This window comes from Bacillus sp. GbtcB10 (genome assembly GCF_019091365.1).
Lineage (GTDB): Bacteria > Bacillota > Bacilli > Bacillales > Bacillaceae > Bacillus > Bacillus altitudinis.
In genome coordinates this window covers 1-267 of record NZ_JAGXJP010000177.1, presented here as the reverse complement: position 1 = coordinate 267, position 267 = coordinate 1, and the positions used below count along the sequence as shown (strand labels likewise).

Here is a 267-nt window from a genome sequence, read left to right as displayed (position 1 = left end):
TCATTTTCTTAAGAACGAAGCAAAGGATAGAAACATCAAGATATTTGGTGGATCAGAACGCCCACTTACTGGCGCCCCTCCTGCTTTCTTTACGGAAGTACACGGGAAACAAGGGCTCGGGCCAATTATTCCAAAGGGACATGTGACTAACGGAGAAATGGAGAATTTTTTCGAAGTTATTCCTCTTATTGAACAGTATAAAGATGAATTAATCATTGTTAGTTTAGGCAGACTTACCTCCCTAGCAATTTTATTCATCTTATGTAA

1 protein-coding gene is annotated in these 267 nt (G+C 39.0%); it reads left to right on the top strand.

Translation table 11 applies throughout. The annotated features are described in order from the left end of the window. Positions 1 to 267 (top strand): nucleoside hydrolase (locus KVT11_RS20030; RefSeq protein WP_254636539.1); only part of this gene is annotated, 267 nt, incomplete at both ends.